Raw genomic sequence first — 22,104 nt, 5'->3', positions numbered from 1 at the left:
ATGGACTCGCCCCATCGTCAGGTGCGCCTCCAGGGCGCGCGCAGAAGGCCGGCGGCGGCCGTCGTGCTCTGCGTCCTCGCCGTCGTCCTCGGACTCGCCCACCCGTCGGCCCTCGCGGCCCCGCAGCGGCAGACCGCCGCCGTCCACAACGTGCGCGACTACGGCGCCAAGGGCGACGGTTCCACCAACGACACCCCCGCCGTCGACAAGGCCATCACGGCCGCCAACGCGGCCGGCGGCGGCACCGTCCGCTTCCCGCCCGGCACCTACAAGTCCAAGAACACCATCCACATGAAGAGCAACGTGACGCTCCAGCTCGACAAGGGCGCCACCCTCCAGGGCTCTTCGGCCGACACCTACGACGCACCCGAACCCAACGCGAACGACGCGTACCAGGACTACGGCCACAGCCACTTCCACAACGCGATGATCTACGGCGACCGGCTGACGAACATCGGCTTCACCGGCGACGGGGTCATCGACGGCGCCGGCAACCTGATCACCGGCAACCCCAAGCCGGGTGAGGCCGACAAGATCCTGTCCCTGACCCGCTGCGACGGACTGCGGCTCGGCGACGGCCTCACCCTGCGCCGCGGCGGCCACTTCGCCGCCCTGATCAACGGCTGCGAGAACGTCGTCTCCGACCGTCTGACCATCGACACCGCGAGCGACCGCGACGGCTGGAACATCATCTCCACCACCGACGTCACGATCACCAACGCGCACATCGAGGCCAACGACGACGCCCTGGTCTTCAAGAGCGACTACGCCCTCGGCGCCAAGCTCCCCAACGGCCATGTCCGGGTCAGCGACTCCTACCTGTCCGCGCGCTGCTGCAACGCCCTGATGTTCGGCTCCGAGACCTGCGGCGACTTCTCCGACTACCAGTTCGAGAAGATCCGCATCGAGGGCGCCGACAAGTCCGGGCTCGGCATGGTCTCCATGGACGGCGCGAAGATCTCCGACGTCCACTACCGCGACATCACCATGACGGACGTCCACTCGCCGATCATGCAGAAGATCGGCACCCGGAAACGGTGCGGGAACAGTCCCGGTGTCGGTTCGATCAGCGACATCACCTACGACCACATCACGGCCACCGGCGACAGCCCGTCCTTCAGCCCGACCCTGTGGGGCGAGAGCGGCCACCGGATCAGCGGGGTGCGGTTCAACGACGTCGACATCACCGTGCCCGGCGGCAACGGCACCCTGTCCACCGGTGTGCCCGACAACAACCCCACCGACTACAACCCGAAGAGCATCGGGACCCGGCCGGCCTACGGCTGGTACCTGCACAACGCCGACGACGTGCGGTTCACCGACAGCAGGGTGCGCTTCGCCGCCGACGACGGCCGCCCCGCCGTCATCGCCCACGCGGCGAGCGGCCTGCGCTTCACCCGGTTCACCGCCCAGAAGGGCGACGGCTCCCCGCACGACATCGGCTTCCAGAACGTCACCGGCTACTGCCTGACCGACAGCCGCACCACCTCCGGCGGCGCCCTGCGGATCTCGGCGAGCGGCTCCCGCCAGGACTGCGCCACGCCGGTGCGCCCGCGAGCGGCGGACGACTCCCGCCAGGCCTTCCTCCGCGGCTCCGTCGGTGGCCTCTTCCTGCACTGGGGCCTGCGCACCGCGCCCGCCCACACCAGCTGCACCGCCTGGGAGAAGGACGTGACCAACGGCGGCTGGACGCCGGACTACTGGGTGAACGAGGCCCGGAAACTGCACACGCAGTACCTCGTCCTGGCGACGTTCCACAGCCGGCTGGGCTACGCCCGCCCCTGGCCGTCCAGGATCCCCGGCTCCTGCTCCACCCAGCGGGACTTCCTCGGTGAACTGATCGGCGCCGCCAAGGCGAAGGGCATGAAGGTCATCCTCTACATGACCGACGACCCCCAGTGGCACGCCGAGGGCGGCCACGAATGGCTCGACTCCGCCGCGTACTCCGCCTACAAGGGCGAGGACGTGGACCTGACCACGCGCGACGGCTTCGGCCGGTTCTCCTACGACAACTTCTTCGAGGTCATGGACCGCTACCCCGACCTCGGCGGCTTCTGGATCGACAACGACAACGCCTACTGGGAGAGCCACCACCTCTACGAGCAGATCCGCGAGAAGCGCCCCGCCTACACGCTCAGCAACAACAACGAGGACACGCCGATCATGGACATGATCAGCAACGAGCAGAAGACGGGGATGACGCCCGCGTACGACTATCCGCAGGCCGTGTACACCGCCCAGCCGCGCCTGACCGAGGCGGACTTCAAACTGCCGTCGACCGGCGCCTGGTGGTACGACGGATCCGATCCCGCGGTCGACCGGGGGCTCACCCTCGGCCGGCTGATCACCAACGCCGGCTCCTCGGTGAAGGCCCTGATGGCCGAGACCGCCCAGGTCAACGGCAAGTTCCCGGCCAACCAGGCGGCCTTCAACACCTTCACGGACAGCTACCTCGCCCCGATCTGGGAGTCCCTGCACGGCACCGAGGGCGGCGGCTACATGTACGGCGGCCTCAAGCCCGGCTTCTGGAACGACGGCGCCCACGGCGTGACCACCGTCGCCAAGGACGACCCCGGCCGGCAGTACGTCCACGTCCTGACCCCGCCCAGTACCAGCACCCTGCGCATCCGCGACAACGGCTACCGCGTCGCGTCCGTGACCGACCTCCGTACCGGCAAGGTCGTCTCCTGGTCGCAGTCCGGCGGTGTGCTCACGCTCACCGGGCTCGGCGCCTGGGACCCGTACGACACCGTCTTCAAGGTGACCACGGCCGGCCGGCAGGGCATCCTGTCCGGCGTCACCGTGACCGCGAGCGCCTCGGCGAGCGGCCACCCCGGCTCCGCCGCCGGCGACGGCGACCACCTCACCTACTGGGACAACGGCAAGACCCTGCCCGTCACCCTCACCTTCGACCTCGGCTCGGCGAAGAAGGTGCGGTACCTCGGGCTCAACCAGCGCGAGGACTCCGTCGCCTACGCCCGCTCCGACACCGAGCAGTCGGCCCGGATCAAGGCGTACAAGGTCTTCCTCAGCGACGACGGCACACACTGGGGGAGTGCCGTGAAGACGGGGCAACTGCCCAGCGCCCGCGGCATCCAGGGCATCGACCTGACCGCCGCCACCGCCCGGTACGTCCGTCTGGAGGTCGACTCCACCTGGGCCGCCGCCACCGACACCACCCGCTACCAGCGGCTGCGGATCGACGAGGCCTGGGTCGGCACCTCGTACGCCACCCCGGCGACCGCCGTGCGCACCCGCTCGGACAACGGGCAGGCCCTGCGCCCCGCCATGGGCTGGAGCAGCTGGAGCTTCGTGCGGCGGCAGCCGACCGAGGCGAAGATCAAGGCACAGGCCGACGCACTGGTCGCGACCGGTCTGAGGGACCACGGCTTCGTCCAGGTCAACCTGGACGACTTCTGGCAGAAGTGCGACGACAACGGCTTCACCGTCGACTCCTACGGCCGCTGGGCCGTCGACACGGCGAAGTTCCCGTCCGGCATCAAGGCCCTCGCCGACTACGTCCACGCCAGGGGCCTGAAGTTCGGCTTCTACGTCACCCCGGGCATCGCCAGGAACGCGGTCCTGAAGAACACGCCGATCGAGGGGACGCCGTACCACGCGAAGGACATCGCGGACACCTCGAAGACCGAGAAGAACTACAACTGCAAGAACATGTACTACATCGACTACTCCAAGCCGGGCGCGCAGGAGTTCGTCGACTCCTGGGCCCGGCAGTTCGCCTCCTGGGGGGTCGACCACCTGAAGATCGACGGCGTGGGCAGCCAGGACGTCCCCGACGTCCAGGCCTGGGACAAGGCGCTGCGCGCCACCGGCCGGCCCATCACCTTCGCGCTGTCCAACAACCTCCCGATCGACCACGCCACCACCTGGCGGCAGCTCGCCAACAGCTGGCGCACCCAGGGCGACGTGGAGTGCTACTGCGGGCCCGGGGACCACGGCAGCGGCTATCCGCTCACCGACTGGTCGCACGTCTCGGCGCGCTTCGACTCGGCCGCGGCCTGGCAGCCGTACGCCGGGCCGGGCGGCTGGAACGACCTGGACTCGCTGGAGATCGGCAACGGCGACCAGGTGGGTCTCACCGCCGACCAGCGCCGTTCGCACTTCACACTGTGGGCGATGGCGGCGGCACCGCTGCTGCTCGGCACGGACCTCACCCGTCTCGACCCGGTCGACAAGGCGATGCTCACCAACGACCGGCTGATCGGCGTCGACCAGGACGGGGTGGCCGCGAAGCGGGTGGTGAACAGTGGTGTCCAGCAGGTCTGGAGCAAACGCGAGAACAGCGGCGCGTACGTGGTCGCGCTGTTCAACACCGGTACGTCCGGCAACGCGACGGTCTCCGTGAACTGGTCGAAGGTGGGCTTCACCGGCTCCGGTGACGTCACGGACCTCTGGTCCGGCTCCCACAAGGGCGTGATCGCCGATACGTACAGCGCGACGCTGCGGCCGGGCGAAACACGGCTCATCCGTGTGAACCCGGTCGACAGCCGGTCGAGGGGACGATCATGAAACGCGACAGAACTCTCGCCTGCGCCGTCTCTCTGGCCCTGGCCGTGCCGCTCGTCGCGCTGAGCCAGGGCACCGCGAGCGCGGCCACCGACTACCAGGCCGAGGACGCCCGCATCACCCAGGGCACCGTGGCCACGAACCACACCGGGTACACGGGCAGCGGCTTCGTCGACTACACCAACGTCAAGGGCTCCTCCGTGGAGTTCACGGTCGACGCGGCCTCCGCCGGCACCGTGCCGGTCACCCTCCGGTACGCCAACGGCACCGCCACCGACCGCCCGATGGACCTTTCCGTCAACGGCGCCGTCGCCGCGTCCGCCGTCTCCTTCCCGGCCACCGCCGACTGGAACACCTGGGCCACCAAGGCCGTGAACGTCACCCTGAAGGCGGGCACCAACACGCTCCGCGCCACGGCCACCACCGACAACGGCGGCCCGAACCTGGACCGCGTCAGCCTCGGCACCCCGGCCGACACCCAGGCCCCCACCCGGCCCGGCGCGCCCTCCTGCCCGGACATCGGCGAGGACCGGCTCACCCTCGCCTGGGGCGCCTCCACGGACGACACCGGCGTCACGGCGTACGACCTCTACGAGCACGGCAACAAGCTCGGCGAGGCCCCCGGCACCGCCACCGCCAAGGCGCTCACCGGGCTCACCCCCAACACCACCTACGACCTCACGGTCATCGCCCGGGACGCGGCCGGCAACACCTCACCGGCCAGCCCGGTCGTCGACTGCACGACCAGGCCCAGTTCCGACAGCACACCGCCGACCGCACCCGGCACCCTGCACGCGGACGACGTCACGTCGAACAGCGCCGACCTCACCTGGGGCGCCTCGACCGACGACCGGGCCGTCGTCGCCTACGACGTGCGCAGCGGCACCACCGTCTACAAGACCGTCACCAGCGGCACGTCGACCACCCTCACCGGCCTCGCCTGCGACAGCCCGTACAGCCTGAACGTCGTCGCCCGGGACGCGGCCGGCAACGTCTCCCCGCCCGGGAACACCGTCACCTTCACCACCAAGGCCTGCGCCACCGACGGCGGGGTCCCGTCCTCCGTGAGCACCCTGTCCAGCGGCTGGACCATCCCCTGGGGCACCTCCTGGCTGCCCGACGGCCAGTCCGCGCTGGTCACCGAGCGGGACGACTTCCGGGTGTGGAAGCTGACCAGGAACGGCACCCGGACCCAGGTGGGCACGGTCCCGAACGCCGTCACCACCAACGGCGAGGGCGGACTGCTCGGGGTGGCCGTCGACCCCGAGTGGGAGACCAACCACCACGTCTACTTCATGCACACCGCCGCCGAGGGCAACCGGGTCGTCCGCATGACCTACGACGGCGGCACGCTGGGCGACTACAAGGTCCTGCTCCAGGGCATCAAGAAGAACCGCTACCACAACGGCGGACGACTGCTCTTCGGCCCCGACGGCCTTCTGTACGTCTCCACCGGCGAGGCCCAGCAGCCCGACCTCGCGCAGGACAAGAACTCCCTCAACGGCAAGATCCTGCGCATGACGACGGACGGGAAGCCGGCCCCCGGCAACCCGTTCGGGAACTACGTCTACAGCCTCGGCCACCGCAATCCGCAGGGCCTCGCCTTCGACCGCGGCGGGCGGCTGTGGGAGGCGGAGTTCGGCAACAGCTCCAAGGACGAACTGAACCTCATCAAGCCGGGCGCCAACTACGGCTGGCCGGCCTGCGAGGGCAACTGCTCCGTCGCCGGCATGACCAACCCCAAGGCCACCTGGAACGTCTCCGAGGCCTCGCCCAGCGGCATCGCCATCGTCCGCAACGTCGTCTACATGGCGTCCCTGCGCGGCGAACGCCTGTGGCGGATCCCGGTCAACGGCGACACCGAGAAGGTCGGCACCCCGACCGCGTACTACGTCGGCACCTACGGCCGGCTGCGCACGGTCACCAAGGTCCCGGGCGCCGACCAGCTGTGGCTGTCCACCACCAACTGCGACAACAACGGAGGCGCGGCGGACGGATCCGACAAGATCTTCCGGGTGACGATCAGCTGACGAACGCGAGGTGACGGAGCGTCAGCTCCGGTAGAGGGCCTCGACCTCGTTCGCGTACGCCTTCTCGATCGCCTTCCGCTTCAGCTTCAGCGACGGTGTCAGCAGGCCGTGTTCCTCGGTGAACGGCTGGGCCAGGATGCGGAAGGTGCGGATCGACTCGGCCTGGGAGACGAGGGTGTTGGCGGCGACCACCGCCCGCCGCACCTCCGTCTCCAGGTCCGGGTCGTGCACCAGCTTGGCCGGGGTCATCCTCGGCTTGCCGCGCATCTGCAGCCAGTGTTCGACCGCCTCCTGGTCGAGGGTGACCAGGGCCGCGATGTACGGGCGGTCGTTGCCGACGACGATGCACTGGTTGACCAGCGGATGTTCACGGACCCGCTCCTCCAGCACGCCCGGGGAGACGCTCTTGCCGCCGGAGGTCACCAGGATCTCCTTCTTGCGGCCGGTGATGGTCAGATAGCCGTCCTCGTCCAGGGAGCCGAGGTCGCCGGTGGCGAGCCAGCCGTCGTGCAGGGTCTCGTCGGTGGCCTTCGGGTTGTTGAGGTACCCCTGGAAGACGTTCGGGCCGTGCAGCCAGATCTCGCCGTCGTCGGCGATGTGCACGGTCGTGCCCGGGATGGCCTGGCCCACGGTGCCGTAACGGGTGCGCTCGGGCGGGTTGGCGGTCGCCGCGGCCGTCGACTCGGTCAGGCCGTAGCCCTCGTAGATCTGCACGCCCGCGCCCGCGAAGAACAGCCCCAGCCGGCGGTCCATCGCCGACCCGCCCGACATCGCGTTCCGGATCCGGCCGCCCATCGCGGCGCGGACCTTCGCGTACACCAGCTTGTCGAAGAGCTGGTGCTGCATCCGCAGCCCCGCCGACGGGCCGGGCCCGGTGCCCCACGCCCTGGCCTCCACCGCTTCCGCGTACCTGACAGCGATGTCGACGGCCTTCTCGAACGGCCCCGCCTTGCCCTCCTTCTCGGCCTTGCGGCGGGCCGCGTTGAACACCTTCTCGAAGATGTACGGCACCGCGAGGATGAACGTCGGCCGGAAGGCGGCCAGGTCGGGCAGCAGGGCGGCGGCGTGCAGCTGCGGCTGGTGCCCGAAGCGGACCCGGCCGCGGATCGCGGCGACCTCCACCATCCGCCCGAAGACGTGCGCCAGCGGCAGGAACAGCAGCGTCGACGCCTCGTCGCCCTTCTTCGAGTGGAACACCGGCTCCCACCGCTGGATCACGGTGTCCGCCTCGCACATGAAGTTGCCGTGGGAGATCACACAGCCCTTGGGGCGGCCGGTGGTGCCGGAGGTGTAGATGACGGTGGCCACCGAGTCCGGGGTGACCGCCTCCCGGTGCCGGTGCACCACCTCGTCGTCCAGGTGCGCCCCGGCGTCGTACAACTCCTGCACACAGCCGGCGTCCAGCTGCCACAGCTGCCGCAGCCGCGGCAGCCGGTCGATGACGGTGGCGATGGTCATCGCGTGGTCCTCGTGCTCCACGATCGCCGCGGACACCTCGGCGTCGTAGAGCATCCAGAAGCACTGTTCGGCCGAGGATGTGGGGTAGACGGGCACCACCTGGGCGCCGATGGACCACAGGGCGAAGTCGAACAGGGTCCACTCGTAGCGGGTGCGGGACATGATCGCGACCCGGTCGCCGAAGCGGATGCCGCGGGCCAGCAGCCCCTTGGCGAGGGCCATGACCTCGTCGCGGAACTCGGCGGAGGTCACGTCCCGCCACTGTCCGTCGGGGTCCTTGCGGCCGAGCGCGATGTGCAGCGGGTCGGTCCGGGCATGGTCGAAGACGACGTCTGCCAGACCGCCCACCGGCGGCGGCGACGCCAACGGAGGGTTGGTGAACTCGCGCAACCTCGCTCCCCGTGTCTCGCGCCTCAGTGACGTTGGTCCACGCACCGCACAGCGCGGTGAAAGCTACCCCACCCGGTCGGTGTGCGGGAGGGGTGCGGAAACCGAGCAAACCACACGATCTGTCCGGACGGTGACCCTGAAATGCCCGCACATGGGGAAGGGCCGGACACAACTACTGACAGGTCAGTAAGTTTCGGTAGCGTAATCTCCACCGAATCTGTACGCGCCGATTACGGCACCCCGCGCGCGGGGCGACCCCGGAACACCGCTCCGTGACCGCCCCGCTCACAAGGAGTGCCGGTCCGCCGCGCGCCCCCGGGCCGCCACCGCCTCCTCCGGCACCACGCCGGAAGCCTTCGGAGCTGTCGGCCGACCCGCCCGCACCAGCGCCAGGGCGCCCGCCACCATCCCGGCCGGCCCCGCCACCACGAGCGCGCCGTTCAGAACCCGAGGCGAACGCGGCCCGCGGCGTGTGCTCGGGGAAAGCCCCGCGCAGCGCCCCGGCCGCCGTCGGCGCGGTCTGCTCGTCGCTGGGCGCCCGGAGACTGGGCAGCCAGCCGGGCCGGGCCGCCGTAGGAGCGACGCGGGAGTCGCAGGGCGCGGATCTCCACGACGCTCGGGGTGGGCGACGGCCGCGCTGGACTCCGTCGGCCGGGCCCTGGCCACCCACGACGAGACCGCCTTCGGGCCGGCCCCCGCAGGCCCGGCCCCCATCATCCTCACCGCCCGCCGTCCGCGACACCGCCGCCCTGTACGCCTACCTGGGCCGGCCCGGGGCGGTGAGGTGCCCCGGCGCGGGCCCGCCGGTGTCAGCCGCTCCTGCGCCGCAGCCGCTCGCCGCCCGCCAGGACCGCCGCCGCCAGCGCGTCCGCGGCGGGCCCGGCCGGGCCCCGGCGGTGGCCGTGGACGAGGACGAAGTCGACCTTGCCCAGCTCGGGCAGGCCGGCCCGGTCGGGCAGCCGGAACAGGCCCGGCGGGATCAGCCGCCGGGAGTGGGCCATCACCCCGAGGCCGGCGCGGGCCGCCGCGATCAGCCCGTTGAGGCTGCCGCTCGTGCACACGATCCGCCAGTCACGGCCCTGCCGCTCCAGCACCTCCAGCGCGCGGACCCGGGTGATGCCCGGCGGCGGGTACACGATCAGCGGAACGGGCCGGTCGGGGTCCAGCCGCAGCCGCTCGGCGCCGATCCACACCAGGTCGTCCCGCCAGACCAGCTCTCCGCGCGGATCCTCCGGGAGCCGCTTGGCCAGCACCAGGTCGAGCTTCCCGGCGGCCAGCTGCTCGTGCAGGGTGCCGGACAGCTCCACCGTCAACTCCAGGTCGACCTCCGGATGGTCGTAGCGGAAGCCCTCCAGGATCTCCGGCAGCCGGGTCAGGACGAAGTCCTCCGAGGCGCCGAAGCGCAGCCGGCCACGCACGCGCGTGCCGCTGAAGAACGCCGTCGCCTGCTCGTGCACCTCCAGGATCCGGCGGGCGAACCCCAGCATCGCCTCGCCGTCCTCGGTCAGCTCCACCGAATGGGTGTCCCGGGAGAACAGCTGCCGGCCGGCCGCGTCCTCCAGCCGCCGCACATGCTGGCTGACCGTGGACTGGCGCAGCCCCAGCCGCCGGGCGGCCTGCGTGAAGCTCAGCGTCTGGGCGACCGCGAGGAAGGTGCGCAGGTGCGTCGGTTCGTACACGACGTCCGAGCCTAGCCGCTCATCGCAGATCATGATGACAGTCAGAGCGGTATCCGGGATTCCCGATCAACGGCCGGAGGAGGACAATCGAGGGGGGCCCTACGGGCCCGCGACCGCACGTCACCCACAGCAATCGGAGCACCGTGAAACGCCTGCACTGGCCGAGTCGGATGCCGATCGACCCGTACATCGTGCTGCTGCTCGGCACGGTCGGTCTCGCCGCGCTCCTTCCGGCCCGGGGCACCGCCGCCGACGTGACCTCGGGCGCCTCCACGGCCGCGATCGCCTTCCTCTTCTTCCTCTACGGCGCCCGGCTGTCCACCCGTGAGGCGCTGGACGGGTTCAAGCACTGGCGGCTCCACGTCACCGTGCTGACGTGCACCTTCGTCGTCTTCCCGGTGTTCGGGCTCGCCGCGCGCGGGCTGGTGCCGGTCCTGCTGACCCAGCCCCTGTACCAGGGCCTGCTGTTCCTGACGCTGGTGCCGTCCACCATCCAGTCGTCCATCGCGTTCACCTCGATCGCCCGGGGCAACGTGCCCGCCGCGATCTGCGCCGGGTCCTTCTCCTCCCTCGTCGGCATCGTCCTCACACCGCTGCTCGCGGCGGGGCTGCTCGGCGGCGAGGCGGTCGGGTTCTCCGCCGACTCGGTGGTGAAGATCGTGCTCCAGCTGCTGGTGCCGTTCCTCGCCGGACAGCTGCTGCGGAGGTGGATCGGCGGGTTCGTCACCCGGCACAAGAAGGTCCTCGGACTGGTCGACCGGGGTTCGATCCTGCTGGTCGTCTACACCGCGTTCAGCGAGGGCATGAACCGGGGCATCTGGCACCAGGTCAGCCCCGTGCGGCTGGCCGGACTGCTCGGCGTCGAGGCCGTCCTGCTGGCCGTGATGCTGGTGCTGACCTGGTACGGCGCCAAGGCGCTCGGCTTCCGCCGGGAGGACCGGATCGCCATCCAGTTCGCCGGGTCGAAGAAGTCCCTCGCCTCGGGGCTGCCGATGGCGAGCGTCCTGTTCGGCAGCCACGCCTCACTGGCCGTCCTGCCGCTGATGCTCTTCCACCAGATGCAGCTCATGGTGTGCGCGGTCATCGCCAAGCGGCGCGCCCGTGACCCGGAGGCGACCACGGACGCGCCCGACGCGTCAGCCGCGCACGCGGTGCAGGGGCAGCCACAGGACCGTGTCCTGCGGTGACCGCAGCACCTTGGGGTCGGCGAGTGTGGCGTCGGTGAGGAAGGCGCGGCTGTCCATGCGCTGACCGAGGCGCACGCCGAAGGGGGAGTTGCGGCTGACGGAGCCCGGTACGTCTGCGACGGAGCAGCGCACCGTCGCCGGACAGCGACAGCCGGTCCCCGCCAGTCCGTGCGCACGTACGCGGTCTGCGGCGCGGCGGCTCCGTTCCGCACGGCGATCAGCCCCTGCGCGCGGTTGTCCGCCGGCTCCCCGCGCAGCCACACCTGCGGCTGGCTGGTGCCGATCCCGCCCCTCCACAGCAGTGGCTGTTCCCCGGCGCCGCGAAGACGTTCGTGCCGAGCCGCAGCCCGGTACGGCAGGCGCACGGCGCCGTCCGTGCCATGGGGCACGGGCCCGGTGGCGTACCAGGAGTTCCAGTCGGCGGGCAGGATCTCGGGGCTCGGATCGCGCGGCCGGGACCAGGTACGGCCGTCGTCGTCGCTGTACTGCAGATGCGGGGTGCGGTCGCAGGGGACCGTACCGCCGGCGCTGTCCGTACGGCCCGTGTCGTACGTCTCCGCCACCCAGACCCGCCCGGTGACACGGTCCACGACCGGGGCCGGGTTGCCGTGGGTGTCGCCGCCGTCCTCGTCGACCACCCGCAACGGGCTCCGGATCACCTCGTGCGCCGCCGCCGCGTGCTCCAGGGGAACTCGGACTCCTGCGCTGCGAGAAGGCCGCCCGTGAGGCCAGCGAGGAACCGCTCGCCCCGCTGCCGGCCGTCGAACGCGATCAGTTCATGGGTCTGTTGATCGGGATTTCCGGCACGGACGGCTGACGACGGTTAACGTTCCGTCATGACCGCAGCTCCCCTGCTCGATCCGCAGCGCACCGCCCTCATCCTCGTCGACCTGATGGACCGCATCGTCGCGCTGCCCCTGGAACCCCGCAAGGGCACCGAAGTACTCGCCGCCGCCGAGGAGGCGGCGACCACCTTCCGCCGCGCCGGTGCTCTCGTCGTCCTCGTGCGGGTCGAGCGTCCCGCCGTCGCCGAACAGCCGCCCGGCAGCGGGCTGGTGCCCGGCCTGCGCCGGGACGGCGATCTGGAGGTCGTCAAGCGGACCCTGGGCGCCTTCCAGGGCACCGGCCTGGACGAGCGGCTGCGCGAACGCGGCATCACCACCCTGGTGTTCGGCGGCATCGCCACCAACCTGGGTGTCGAGTCCACCGCCCGCGCCGCCGCCGACCTCGGCTACGACCTCGTCTTCGCCGAGGACGCCATGGCAGCGTTCACCGCGGCCGAGCACGAGGCGTCCGTACGCCTCGACTTCCCGAGACTGGGCACGGTGACGAGGTCGACGGACCTGACCTTCGGCTGAACAGCGGCCCGAACCCGCCCCACGGCAAGGGCCCACCAACTCCCGCTGTCCCGGCGCGCCGGCCGCGACACCGGCTGAGGCGCCCCCGTAGGTGAACGAAGCAAGATCGGCGGAGCCCCGCGGGCGCAGGGGGCGCTCCCCGCCGGACGGGGCCCCGCCGCCGTGCCGCGGGGGGCCGGTCAGCCCTGGGCGGCCGCCTCCCGCAGGGCGATCCGGTCCTGGCCCGCGTACACGTTCATCGAGCTGCCCCGGAGGAAGCCCACCAGGGTCAGCCCCGTCTCGGCGGCCAGGTCCACCGCCAGCGACGACGGCGCCGACACGGCCGCGAGCACCGGGATGCCCGCCATCACCGCCTTCTGCGCCAGTTCGAAGGAGGCCCGGCCGGAGACCATGAGGATCGCCCGGGACAGCGGCAGGGCGTCGTTCTGCAGGGCCCGGCCGACCAGCTTGTCGACCGCGTTGTGCCGGCCGACGTCCTCCCGGGTGTCCAGCAGCTCGCCGTCCTCGCTGAACAGGGCCGCCGCGTGCAGGCCCCCGGTCCGGTCGAACACCCGCTGGGCCGACCGCAGCCGGTCGGGCAGGCTCGCCAGCAGTCCGGGGGTGACCCGGAGCGGGGGAGTGTCGGCGATCGGCCAGCGCGCGGTCGTCCGGACGGCGTCCAGGCTGGCCTTGCCGCACAGCCCGCACGAGGAGGAGGTGTAGACGTTCCGCTCCAGCGTGAAGTCCGGGAGGGTGACGCCCGGCGTGGTCTTCACGTCGACCACGTTGTAGGTGTTCGAACCGTCCACCGTCGCGCCGGCGCAGTAGACGATGTTCTGCAGGTCGGACGCCGTGGCCAGTACGCCCTCGCTCACCAGGAAGCCGGCCGCGAGCGCGAAGTCGTCGCCGGGGGTGCGCATGGTGATCGCGAGCGGCTTGCCGTTCAGCCGGATCTCCAGGGGTTCCTCGGCGACGAGCGTGTCCGGCCGGGTGGAGACCGCCCCGTCCCGGATGCGGAGGACCTTGCGTCGTTCCGTGACTCGTCCCATGGTCTGATCAGCCCCGGTTCTGTACGTGCTGGTAGCCGAAACGGCCCTTGATGCAGAGGTTGCCGTGGGTCACCGGATTGTCGTGCGGTGAGGTGACCTTCACGATCTCATTGTCCTGCACATGGAGGGTGAGCGTGCAGCCCACCCCGCAGTACGCGCACACGGTGGTCGTCTCCGTCTGCCGCGACTCGTCCCAGTCGCCGGCCGCCCGCAGGTCGAACTCCCGCTTGGCGGACAGCGCCCCGGTCGGGCACACCTCCACGCAGTTGCCGCAGAACACGCAGGCCGAGTCGGTCAGCGGCGCGTCGTGCTCCACGGCGATCCGCGCGTCGAAACCGCGCCCGGCGACCGAGATCGCGAAGGTGTTCTGCCACTGGTCGCCACAGGCGTCGACGCACTTGTAGCACAGGATGCACTTCGCGTAGTCGCGCACGTACAGCTCGTTGTCGATCTTCGGTTCGTCGTTCAGGCGGGCGGCGTCGGGGCCGAAGCGGTCCGGCTTCGCCTCGTACTCCTTGATCCACTCGGCGACCCGTGGCGTGGTCGACAGGTCGGCCGAGGAGGCCAGCAGTTCCAGGACGATCTTCCGGCTGTGCCGGACGCGCTCGGTGTCCGTGCGCACCTCCATGCCGGGCTCGGCCCGGCGCGAGCAGGCCGGCACCAGCGTCCGCGACCCCTCGACCTCCACCACGCACACCCGGCAGGCGTTCTTCGGGCGCAGTGTGTCGCCCTCGCACAGCGTCGGGACGTCCTTGCCCGCGGCCCGGCAGGCGTCGAGGACGGTGGCGCCCTCGGGAACCCGGGCCTCCTGCCCGTCGAGCGTGAACCCGACCAGCCGGCGCGGCACCCCGATCGGTATCGCGGTCATGTGTAGGCCCCCAGACGGTCGATGGCGGATTCCACGGCGTTCCACGCGGTCTGTCCCAGACCGCAGATCGAGGCGTCCCGCATCGCCCGGCCGACCTCCCGCAGCAGAGCGACGTCGTCCGCGGCCCCGGCGCCGGTGCGGTCGGCGATCCGGCGCAGCGCCTCCTCCTGCCGCACGGTGCCGACCCGGCAGGGCACGCACTGTCCGCAGGACTCCTCCCGGAAGAACCGGGCGATGCGCAGCAGCAGCCGGGGCAGCGGCACGGTGTCGTCGAAGGCCGTCACCACTCCGGAGCCCAGCGTGGTGCCGGCCTCCCGGGTGCCTTCGAAGGTGAGCGGGAGGTCCAGCTCGTCGGGCCGTACGAACCCGCCGGCCGCCCCGCCGAGCAGGACCGCCCGCAGCCCCGCGCGCACCCCGGCCAGGGTCAGCAGCTCCCCGAGCGTGGCACCGAACGGCAGCTCGTAGACCCCGGGCCGGTCGACACTGCCGGAGACGCAGAACAGCTTCGGCCCGGTGGAGCGCGCCGTGCCGATGGCCGCGTACGCCGGGGCGCCCATGGTCAGGATCGGCAGGACGTTGACCAGTGTCTCCACGTTGTTCTCGGCGGTCGGCTTGCCGAACAGGCCCTTCTCCACGGGGAAGGGCGGTTTGCTGCGGGGCTCGCCGCGGTGGCCCTCGATGGAGTTGAACAGGGCCGTCTCCTCGCCGCAGACGTAGGCGCCGGCGCCGCGCCGGATCTCGATGTCCAGGCGGTAGCCCTGGCCGAGGATGTCGTCGCCGAGCAGACCGCGCGCCCGGGCCTGGTCGATCGCGTGCTGCACCCGGCGCACCGCCCGCGGGTACTCACCGCGGATGTAGACGAAGGCCCGGTGCGCGGAGACCGCGTACGACGCGATGGTGATCGCCTCCACGAGCGCGAACGGATCGCCCTCCATCAGCACCCGGTCCTTGAAGGTCCCGGGCTCCGACTCGTCGGCGTTGCACACCAGATAGTGCGGGTGGTCCGGCTGGGACGCCGTGGCCTGCCACTTGCGGCCGGTGGGGAAGGCGGCGCCGCCGCGCCCGGCCAGCCCCGCGTCCGTCACCTCCCGGATCACCCCGGCCGGGCCGAGCGCGAAGGCCCGGCGCAGGGCCGTATAGCCGCCGTGCGCCCGGTAGTCGTCCAGCGAGGACGGGTCCACCACACCGACCCGGCGCAGCAGCACCAGTGAGGGGTCTCCCGCCTGCGGTACCGCCGCCACGGCCGGCGGCTCCCCGGGTGCCGCGTCCGGTGCGCTCGCCGCGTCGACGGCCTCCGTCACGGACGCGGGCGCCGACACCGCCGTACGCACCGGGTCGCCCGCCCGGACCGCGAGGGCGGCCGGGGCGCGTTCGCACAGGCCCAGGCAGGGGCCGCGTTCGACGCTCACCCCGCTGCCGGGGCCGAGCCGCGCCTCGATCCCGGCGCACACCTCCTCCGCACCGGCGGCCATGCAGGCCAGGTCGGTGCAGACGTGCAGGACCGTGGCGGGGCGCGGCCGGACGGAGAACATGGCGTAGAAGGTGGCCACCCCGTACGCCTCGGCCGGTGGCACGGTCAGCCTGCGGCACAGATAGCCGAGGCCGCCCTCGCTGATCCAGCCGACGCGGTCGTTGAGGGCGTGCAGCCCCGGCAGCAGCAGATCGCGGCGGTCGCGGGCCGCCCGGCCGCCGCGCGCCCACCGCAGGTCGGCGTCGGTACGGTCGGCGCCCTCCCAGGCCGATTCCGGGGGGCCCAACAGCGCGTCCACGGCGGCGCGTTCCTCGTCCGTCGGTTTGCTGTCACCGAAGTGCAGGTCCACGAAGGTCACCTCACATAGGTCACTGCGGGCAGCTTCTCGATCCGGATCGCCGACGCCTTGAACTCCGCCGTCCCCGCGATCGGGCAGTTCGCCTCGATGGTCAGCTGGTTGGTGTCGACCTCGTCGGGAAAGTGCATGGTCATGAAGGCGAGGCCGGGGCGCAGGGCCGTGTCGATCCACACGGGGGCCACGACCGAGCCCCGCCGTGAGGACACCCGCACCTCCTCGCCGACGACGACCCCGTACCGCTCGGCGTCCTCCGGGCACAGCTCGATGTACTCGCCGCGCCGCAGCGGGGAGGCGAAACCGCCGCTCTGCACACCGGTGTTGTAGGAGTCCAGCCGCCGGCCGGTGGTGAGCCGGATGGGGTACTCCTCGTCGGTGAGGTCCACCGGCGGATCGTGCTGCACCAGCCCGAACGGCGCCCGCCTGCCCCGCCGCCCGGGGTCCGGCTCCCACAGCCTGCCGTGCAGGAACGGAGGTTCGAGTTCCTCGGTGCTCGGGCAGGGCCACTGGATGCCCTGGTGCTCCTCCAGCCGGCGGTACGTCATCCCGTAGTGGTCCGGGGACACCGACCGCAGCTCGTTCCACACGGCCTCCGCGTCGGCGTACTTCCAGCCGTGGCCCAGCCGGGCGGCCAGTTCGCAGATGATGTCGATGTCCTCGCGGGCCTCACCGGGCGGGGTGACGGCCCGCCGCACCCGCTGCACGCGCCGCTCGCTGTTGGTGGTGGTGCCCTCGGTCTCCGCCCAGCCGGCGGTCGCGGGCAGGACGACGTCCGCCAGCTCGGCGGTCTTCGTGAGGAAGATGTCCTGGACGACGAGGAAGTCCAGTGCCTTCAGGCGGCGTACGGCCTGCTCGCTGTCGGCCTCCGACTGGGCCGGGTTCTCCCCGACGCAGTACACCGCGCGCAGCCTGCCGTCCTCCATCGCCTCGAACATCTCCGTCAGGTTCAGCCCGTAGTGCGGCTGGATGACGGTGTCCCAGGCCGACTCGAACTTCAGCCGGACGTCCGGGTCCAGGATGTCCTGGAAGCCGGGCAGCCGGTTGGGGATGGCGCCCATGTCGCCGCCGCCCTGCACGTTGTTCTGCCCGCGCAGCGGCTGGAGCCCGGAGCCGTAGCGGCCGACATGGCCGGTGAGCAGGGAGAGGTTGATCAGCGCGCGGACGTTGTCGGTGCCGTTGTGGTGCTCGGTGATGCCGAGCGTCCAGCACAGCTGGGCGCGTTCGGCGCGGGCGTAGGCGTGTGCCAGCTCCCGGATGGCGCGGGCCGGTACGCCGGTCACCTTCTCGGCCAGGGACAGGGTCCAGGGCTCGACCAGCTTGCGGTACTCCTCGAAGCCGGTGGTCGCCCGCCCGGCGAACGCCTCGTTCACCAGATCGGCGTGGATGATCTCCCGGCCGATCGCGTGCGCCATCGGGATGTCGGTGCCGACGTTCAGCCCGAGCCAGCTCTCCGCCCACTCGGCGGTGGAGGTCCGGCGTGGGTCGACGGCGTACATCCGGGCGCCGTTCCGGATGCCCTTCAGCACGTGCTGAAAGAAGATCGGGTGCGCGAAGCGGGCGTTCGAGCCCCACATCACGATGACGTCGGTGTGCTCGATCTCCTCGTACGACGAGGTGCCGCCGCCGGAGCCGAACGCGGCCGACAGCCCCGCGACACTGGGCGCGTGACACGTCCGGTTGCAGGAGTCGACGTTGTTGGTGCCCATCACCACCCGCGCGAACTTCTGCGCCACGTAGTTCATCTCGTTCGTGGCGCGGGCGCAGGAGAACATTCCGAACGCCCCCCGGTTGCGCTCCAGGCCCCGGGCGGCGCGGTCCAGTGCCTCCTCCCAGCTCGCCTCCCGGAACGGCTCGTCACGGCAGTCGCGCACCAGGGGGCGCGTCAGCCGGGTGTAGGTCTTCGGTTGCCGGTTCCTCATGCGGCGCTCCTCAGCGCGAGCAGGTCCGAGATGGCGTGCACGGTGCGCAGGGTGGGCACCTCCACACCGGTGATCTCCGCGAGTTCGACCACGGCGGCGAGCAGCACGTCCAGCTCCAGCGGCTTGCCGCGCTCCAGGTCCTGGAGGGTGGAGGTGCGGTGGTCGCCGACGCGTTCCGCGCCGGCGAGCCGGCGCTCGATGGAGACGCCCACCTCGCAGCCGAGGGCCTCGGCGACGGAGAGCGTCTCGCGCATCATCGTCTCGATGACCCGGCGGGTGCCGCCGTGCCGGCACATCTGCCGCATGGTGGCCCGGGCCAGGGCGCTGATCGGGTTGAAGGAGATGTTCCCGAGCAGCTTCAGCCAGATGTCGTTGCGCAGATCCGGCTCCACGGGGCACTTCAGGCCGCCGGCCTGCATCGCCCCGCTCAGCTCCAGGCAGCGCGCCGAGATACTGCGGTCGGGCTCGCCGAGGGAGAAGCGGGTGCCCTCCACGTGCCGCACCACGCCGGGCGCCTGGAGCTCCGTCGCCGCGTAGACGACGCAGCCGACGGCCCGTTCGGGGGCCAGGACCGCGCTGACGGCGCCGTCGGGGTCGACGCTCTCCAGGCGGTGACCGTCGTAGGGGCCGCCGTGCCGGTGGAAGTACCACCAGGGGATGCCGTTCTGCGCGGCCACCACCGTGGTGCGCTCGTGCAGCAGGGGTGCGATCAGCGGCCCGCACGCCGCGTACGCGGTGGCCTTCAGGCCCAGGAAGACATGGTCGACCGGGCCGACGTCGGCCGGGTCGTCGGTGGCGTGGGGGTGCGCGGTGAAGTCACCGCGCGGGCTGACCACCCGGACGCCGTGCCGCCTCATGGCCGCGAGATGCGGTCCACGGGCGATGAGGTGCACGTCGGCGCCGGCGCGGTGGAGCGCGGCACCGACGTAGGCGCCGATGGCCCCGGCGCCGAGGACTGCGACTTTCACGGGGACGCTCCGTTCGGTTCGAGGGATACCGCGGAGGTGAGGACGGGAGCCGGCGCGGAGACACGTCGCTGAATCCTGTCGACGAAATATTGTCTACAGTATGGAGTTGATGTCAGCAAGGGTTCGCGCGGCGACCGTTGCGGGGCTCGCGCGCTGACCGCGGGCCCGCGCGGCGACCGTTGAGCGCAGCGCGCATACCGTTCACCGCATACGGTCGACGGCCGTCTTCTCAACTCCCGTGCCCCGCCCTACCGTCCGGCGTCATGAGCAGCCCCCCTGTCGCACCCCCGGGCTGGAGCCGCTGGCTCGTCCCGCCCGCCGCCCTCTCCGTCCACCTCTCCATCGGCCAGGCCTACGCCTGGAGCGTCTTCAAGCCGCCGCTCGAATCCGCGCTGGGTCTCGACGGCACCCAGAGCGCGCTGCCCTTCCAGGTGGCGATCGTGATGCTCGGGCTGTCCGCCGCGTTCGGCGGCACGCTCGTCGAGCGCAACGGCCCGCGCTGGGCGATGACCGTGGCCCTCGCCTGCTTCTCCTCCGGCTTCCTGATCTCCGCCCTCGGCGCCGGGACGAAGCAGTACTGGCTGATCGTCCTCGGCTACGGCTTCGTCGGCGGAATCGGCCTCGGCATCGGCTACATCTCGCCCGTCTCCACCCTGATCAAGTGGTTCCCGGACCGGCCGGGCATGGCCACCGGCATCGCCATCATGGGCTTCGGCGGCGGCGCGCTGATCGCCTCGCCGTGGTCGGCCCAGATGCTCGAATCCTTCGGCTCCGACAACGAGGGCATCGCCCTCGCCTTCCTGGTGCACGGGCTGTCGTACGCCGCCTTCATGACCCTCGGCGTCCTCCTGGTCCGTGTGCCGCGCTCCGAGAAGCCCGTCGAGAGCGGGCCGAGCGCCGTCGACGGCGTGCAGGTCTCCGCCCGCCAGGCCGTGCGCACCCCGCAGTTCTGGTGTCTGTGGCTCGTGCTGTGCATGAACGTGACCGCCGGCATCGGCATCCTCGAAAAGGCCGCGCCGATGATCACGGACTTCTTCGCGGACAGCTCCACCCCCGTGTCGGCCTCGGCCGCGGCCGGCTTCGTCGCGCTGCTGTCGGCCGCCAACATGGCCGGCCGCATCGGCTGGTCCTCCACCTCCGACAGAGTCGGCCGCAAGAACATCTACCGCGTCTACCTCGGCGTCGGCGCGCTGATGTACCTGCTGATCGCGCTGTTCGGAGACACGTCGAAACCGCTGTTCGTGCTGTGCGCGCTGGTGATCCTCTCCTTCTACGGCGGCGGCTTCGCGACGATCCCCGCCTATCTGAAGGACCTCTTCGGCAGCTACCAGGTCGGTGCCATCCACGGCCGGCTGCTGACCGCCTGGTCCACGGCCGGCGTGCTCGGGCCGCTGATCGTCAACTGGATCGCCGACCGGCAGGAGGCGGCCGGCAAGCACGGCCCGTCGCTGTACGGGCTGTCGTTCGGCATCATGATCGGCCTGCTCGTCGTCGGCTTCGTCGCCGGTGAACTCGTCCGTCCCGTCCACCCCCGCCACCACGTCCCCGCCCCGAGGGAGGCCGCAGATGCCCAGCGACAGCAGCCCGCCTAGCCGCAGGGGCCTGATCGCCTTCGCCTGGCTGTGGGTGGGCACACCCCTCGCCTACGGCCTGTACGAGCTGGTGCGGAAGGCGACACAGCTGTTCACAGGGTGAAAGGTCGGGCGTCCGAGGGCCTGAGCGAAGCCGACAACCCGGGCGCCCGATTCCTGTGGCTTCACCTGCCGTCGTACTCGCGAGTCACTGATCAGACTGGTGGATCCCGCTACCCACGCACGAGGGGATACCCGGCATGAACGGCTCGCGCATCGCCGCCATCGGTCACTACCAGCCCGCCAAGGTGCTCACCAACGACGACCTGGCGGGCATGGTGGACACCAGTGACGCGTGGATCCGCAGCCGGGTGGGCATCCGCACCCGGCACATCGCCGGCCCCGACGAACCGGTCGACGAGCTGGCCGCGCACGCCGCCGCCAAGGCCCTCGCCGCGGCCGGACTCGCGCCGCACGACATCGACCTGGTGCTGGTGGCCACGTCCACCGCGATCGACCGGTCCCCGAACACCGCCGCCCGGGTGGCCGCCCGCCTCGGCATCCCGCGGCCGGCCGCGATGGACGTCAACGTCGTCTGCGCCGGCTTCACCCACGCCCTCGCCACCGCCGACCACACCGTCCGGGCGGGCGCCGCGACCCGGGCGCTCGTCATCGGCGCCGACAAGATGTCCGACGTCACCGACTGGACCGACCGCAGCACCTGCGTCCTCGTCGGAGACGGCGCCGGGGCAGCCGTGGTGGAGGCGTGCGGGCCGGACCGGGAGCCCGGGATCGGACCGGTGCTGTGGGGATCGGTGCCCGAGATGGGACACGCCGTGCGGATCGAGGGCACGCCGCCGCGGTTCGCGCAGGAGGGGCAGAGCGTCTACCGCTGGGCCACCACCCAGCTGCCCGCCATCGCCCGCCAGGCCTGCGAGAAGGCCGGGGTGGCGCCCGAGGACCTGGCCGGGGTCGTGCTGCACCAGGCCAACCTGCGGATCATCGAGCCGCTGGCCGAGAAGCTCGGCGCCGTCAATGCGGTGGTCGCACGGGACGTCACCGAGTCCGGCAACACCTCGGCCGCCAGTATCCCGCTCGCCTTCTCCAAGCTGGCCGAACGGGGAGCGCTCAGCACGGGCGACCCGGTGCTGCTGTTCGGTTTCGGCGGCAATCTCTCGTACGCCGGTCAGGTCGTGCGGTGCCCCTAGGCCCTGTCGTCAAACTCCCGTCTGCCGCGCGACGCCATGCACGCACTCTCGCCGCACCGGGCCCCGACCCAAGTACATCCAGTACGA

At 71.4% G+C, this 22,104-nt stretch carries 14 protein-coding genes and 1 pseudogene; 8 read left to right on the top strand and 7 right to left on the bottom strand.

The window, feature by feature from the left end:
• Entirely contained in the window at positions 1 to 4,530 is a 4,530-nt protein-coding gene (locus AB0L21_RS29180; RefSeq protein ID WP_365787415.1) for a glycosyl hydrolase family 28 protein, read from the top strand.
• On the top strand, positions 4,527 to 6,557 hold the full coding sequence (locus tag AB0L21_RS29175; protein ID WP_365787413.1) for a PQQ-dependent sugar dehydrogenase: 2,031 nt from the start codon (positions 4,527 to 4,529) through the stop codon (positions 6,555 to 6,557). The genes AB0L21_RS29180 and AB0L21_RS29175 overlap by 4 nt, the downstream gene beginning before the upstream one ends.
• A gap of 21 nt (positions 6,558 to 6,578) precedes the next feature.
• On the opposite strand, the gene AB0L21_RS29170 is transcribed toward AB0L21_RS29175, so the two are convergent.
• Together AB0L21_RS29170 and AB0L21_RS29165 are read right to left on the bottom strand one after the other, a co-directional pair.
• Entirely contained in the window at positions 6,579 to 8,405 is a 1,827-nt protein-coding gene (locus AB0L21_RS29170; protein WP_365787411.1) for an AMP-dependent synthetase/ligase, read from the bottom strand.
• 809 nt (positions 8,406 to 9,214) lie between these two features.
• Positions 9,215 to 10,084 carry a LysR substrate-binding domain-containing protein gene (locus AB0L21_RS29165; protein WP_365706987.1) on the bottom strand — a complete coding sequence of 290 codons (870 nt, stop codon included), beginning with the start codon at positions 10,082 to 10,084 and terminating at the stop codon, positions 9,215 to 9,217.
• Positions 10,085 to 10,254: 170 nt separating this feature from the next.
• Between AB0L21_RS29165 and AB0L21_RS29160 the strand changes: the two genes are divergently transcribed.
• The 3 genes and pseudogenes from AB0L21_RS29160 (at position 10,255) to AB0L21_RS29150 (ending at position 12,629) form a co-directional block, all read left to right on the top strand.
• Positions 10,255 to 11,271, top strand: a complete 1,017-nt coding sequence (locus AB0L21_RS29160; protein ID WP_365706989.1) for a bile acid:sodium symporter family protein — start codon at positions 10,255 to 10,257, stop codon at positions 11,269 to 11,271.
• Between the two features lie 697 nt (positions 11,272 to 11,968).
• A pseudogene (locus AB0L21_RS29155) lies at positions 11,969 to 12,088 on the top strand (MarR family transcriptional regulator); the annotation flags it as partial.
• A gap of 19 nt (positions 12,089 to 12,107) precedes the next feature.
• Entirely contained in the window at positions 12,108 to 12,629 is a 522-nt protein-coding gene (locus tag AB0L21_RS29150; RefSeq protein WP_365706994.1) for an isochorismatase family protein, read from the top strand.
• A gap of 179 nt (positions 12,630 to 12,808) precedes the next feature.
• Here the strand turns inward: AB0L21_RS29150 and fdhD are convergent, their stop codons facing one another.
• Genes fdhD through AB0L21_RS29125 form a run of 5 tightly spaced genes read right to left on the bottom strand, consistent with a single transcriptional unit; the run spans position 12,809 to position 19,238 of the window.
• Entirely contained in the window at positions 12,809 to 13,657 is an 849-nt protein-coding gene (gene fdhD / locus AB0L21_RS29145; RefSeq protein WP_365706996.1) for a formate dehydrogenase accessory sulfurtransferase FdhD, read from the bottom strand.
• Positions 13,658 to 13,664: 7 nt separating this feature from the next.
• Positions 13,665 to 14,525, bottom strand: a complete 861-nt coding sequence (locus AB0L21_RS29140) for a 2Fe-2S iron-sulfur cluster-binding protein (protein WP_365787409.1) — start codon at positions 14,523 to 14,525, stop codon at positions 13,665 to 13,667.
• Positions 14,522 to 16,345: an NADH-ubiquinone oxidoreductase-F iron-sulfur binding region domain-containing protein gene (locus tag AB0L21_RS29135; RefSeq protein ID WP_365787486.1), complete on the bottom strand. Its 1,824-nt coding sequence runs from the start codon at positions 16,343 to 16,345 to the stop codon at positions 14,522 to 14,524. Before AB0L21_RS29135 ends, AB0L21_RS29140 begins: the two co-directional genes overlap by 4 nt.
• Before the next feature lie 5 nt (positions 16,346 to 16,350).
• Positions 16,351 to 18,270 (bottom strand): molybdopterin-dependent oxidoreductase, encoded by a 1,920-nt coding sequence (locus AB0L21_RS29130; protein ID WP_365707000.1) that lies wholly within the window; start codon positions 18,268 to 18,270, stop codon positions 16,351 to 16,353.
• Positions 18,267 to 19,238: a 2-dehydropantoate 2-reductase gene (locus AB0L21_RS29125; protein WP_365787407.1), complete on the bottom strand. Its 972-nt coding sequence runs from the start codon at positions 19,236 to 19,238 to the stop codon at positions 18,267 to 18,269. The genes AB0L21_RS29130 and AB0L21_RS29125 overlap by 4 nt, the downstream gene beginning before the upstream one ends.
• Before the next feature lie 263 nt (positions 19,239 to 19,501).
• Here AB0L21_RS29125 and AB0L21_RS29120 point away from each other — a divergent pair, with 263 nt between their 5' ends.
• The 3 genes from AB0L21_RS29120 to AB0L21_RS29110 all read left to right on the top strand — a co-directional run bounded on the left by AB0L21_RS29120 (position 19,502) and on the right by AB0L21_RS29110 (position 22,017).
• Positions 19,502 to 20,830, top strand: a complete 1,329-nt coding sequence (locus AB0L21_RS29120) for an OFA family MFS transporter (protein WP_365787405.1) — start codon at positions 19,502 to 19,504, stop codon at positions 20,828 to 20,830.
• Entirely contained in the window at positions 20,805 to 20,933 is a 129-nt protein-coding gene (locus tag AB0L21_RS29115; RefSeq protein ID WP_258055802.1) for a hypothetical protein, read from the top strand. Before AB0L21_RS29120 ends, AB0L21_RS29115 begins: the two co-directional genes overlap by 26 nt.
• Before the next feature lie 136 nt (positions 20,934 to 21,069).
• Positions 21,070 to 22,017 (top strand): beta-ketoacyl-ACP synthase III, encoded by a 948-nt coding sequence (locus tag AB0L21_RS29110; protein ID WP_365707006.1) that lies wholly within the window; start codon positions 21,070 to 21,072, stop codon positions 22,015 to 22,017.
• The last annotated feature ends 87 nt before the right edge of the window (positions 22,018 to 22,104 follow it).

Origin of the sequence: Streptomyces sp. NPDC052721, assembly GCF_040678315.1 — a bacterium.
Lineage (GTDB): Bacteria > Actinomycetota > Actinomycetes > Streptomycetales > Streptomycetaceae > Streptomyces.
This window is presented reverse-complemented; position numbering and strand designations above follow the sequence as displayed.

Coding starts and splice junctions, on each gene's coding strand:
- AB0L21_RS29115 (WP_258055802.1), top strand. CDS start 20,805: ATGCCCAGCGACAGCAGCCCGCCTAGCCGCAGGGGCCTGATCGCCTTC.
- AB0L21_RS29110 (WP_365707006.1), top strand. CDS start 21,070: ATGAACGGCTCGCGCATCGCCGCCATCGGTCACTACCAGCCCGCCAAG.
- AB0L21_RS29175 (WP_365787413.1), top strand. CDS start 4,527: ATGAAACGCGACAGAACTCTCGCCTGCGCCGTCTCTCTGGCCCTGGCC.
- AB0L21_RS29120 (WP_365787405.1), top strand. CDS start 19,502: ATGAGCAGCCCCCCTGTCGCACCCCCGGGCTGGAGCCGCTGGCTCGTC.
- AB0L21_RS29150 (WP_365706994.1), top strand. CDS start 12,108: ATGACCGCAGCTCCCCTGCTCGATCCGCAGCGCACCGCCCTCATCCTC.
- AB0L21_RS29160 (WP_365706989.1), top strand. CDS start 10,255: ATGCCGATCGACCCGTACATCGTGCTGCTGCTCGGCACGGTCGGTCTC.
- AB0L21_RS29130 (WP_365707000.1), bottom strand. CDS start 18,270: ATGAGGAACCGGCAACCGAAGACCTACACCCGGCTGACGCGCCCCCTG.
- AB0L21_RS29180 (WP_365787415.1), top strand. CDS start 1: ATGGACTCGCCCCATCGTCAGGTGCGCCTCCAGGGCGCGCGCAGAAGG.
- AB0L21_RS29140 (WP_365787409.1), bottom strand. CDS start 14,525: ATGACCGCGATACCGATCGGGGTGCCGCGCCGGCTGGTCGGGTTCACG.
- fdhD (WP_365706996.1), bottom strand. CDS start 13,657: ATGGGACGAGTCACGGAACGACGCAAGGTCCTCCGCATCCGGGACGGG.